General features: G+C 70.9%; 2 protein-coding genes and 1 pseudogene. All 3 read left to right on the plus strand.

The window, feature by feature from the left end:
• Window positions 1–165 precede the first annotated feature (165 nt).
• A complete protein-coding gene (locus ACFU99_RS44265; RefSeq protein ID WP_384404535.1) occupies window positions 166–561 on the plus strand; it encodes a GNAT family N-acetyltransferase in 396 nt (131 codons plus the stop codon).
• A gap of 41 nt (window positions 562–602) precedes the next feature.
• The gene (locus tag ACFU99_RS44270; protein ID WP_384404537.1) at window positions 603–749 is read left to right on the plus strand and encodes a hypothetical protein; all 147 of its coding nucleotides are present in this window, start codon (window positions 603–605) and stop codon (window positions 747–749) included.
• 105 nt (window positions 750–854) lie between these two features.
• Window positions 855–1,168 (plus strand): annotated as a pseudogene (locus ACFU99_RS44275) (ABC transporter permease); the annotation flags it as partial.

Consider the following 1,168-nt stretch of genomic DNA (forward strand, 5'->3'; position numbering starts at 1 on the left):
GACCTCCTCCAGCCGTCGCTGCGGGCCACGCTGGCCGACAGCTGACCCGGCCCGCACCAGGCCGAGCACCACAAGGTGCTCGGCCTGCTCCCCGACATCGCCGCGGCGCCGGTGCCGCTCGTCAATTCAGGGGTACGGCGCCTTCTCCATAGTTACGGTCCCGCTATGACGATCACTTATGAATGGCGCGGCGACATCGACAACGAGTCGATCGAGGCGCTGCACGCCGAGGGCTTCGACCACCCGCCGCTCACCACCGACTGGGTCGCGCAGCTGCGACGGCACAGCCTCGGCTGGGTCTGTGCGCGGCAGGAGGGCCGGCTGGTCGGGTTCGTCAACGTGGCCTGGGACGGGGGCGTGCACGCGTTCATCCTGGACACGGTCGTGGCGGGAGCGGGGCGCAATCGGGGAATCGGCACCGCCCTGGTCGCGGCGGCGGTGGAAGGGGCGCGGGCGGCCGAATGCGAGTGGCTGCACGTCGACTTCGACGACGGCCTGGAATCGTTCTACTTCGATTCCTGCGGATTCAAGACGACGCCTGCCGGGCTGATCGCGCTCTGACCTTCGCCTTTCACCCGCCGATTCCCCATGGTCCGCGTCAATTGACAGGGGCGGGCCACGGCCTCGACTGGCCGGAAGAACGGCGCTCCCTGCTGCGCACGCTCCGCGCGCACCCGAGCCCCGACGTACGCCGCCGCGCCGCCCGCGTACGGGCGTATAGGCGGTACGCGCCGCCAGTTGTGCTGTAGTACCAGGCGGCGCGCGCTTCTTGTGCGCGGGGACGAATCGGCGGCTCCCTGGTGGGCGCGACACTCGCTGGGTTCCGGTACGGAGTCCGACGGAGGTCGTATCTGATGTCCACTGTGGTTGCCGGGCCCCCGGCGCGGGGCGGTGTGCTGTCGGGGGTGCTGGGGAGTCCGTGGCTGTCCTTCGCGGGGCGGCGGCTCGGGCGGTTCGCGGTGTCGTTGTGGGTCGTGGTCACCGCGGCCTTCGTGATGATCCATCTGATCCCGGGGGACCCGGTGCGCTCCGCGCTCGGGATGACGGCGCCGGTGGAGGCGGTGGCCGCGCGGCGGCACGCGCTCGGCCTGGACGACGGGCTGCTGACGCAGTACTGGCACTACCTGCGGTCGGTGTCCGTCGGTGACTTCGGCACGTCCATGCTGAG

The organism is Streptomyces sp. NPDC057654, assembly GCF_042800135.1.
Lineage (GTDB): Bacteria > Actinomycetota > Actinomycetes > Streptomycetales > Streptomycetaceae > Streptomyces.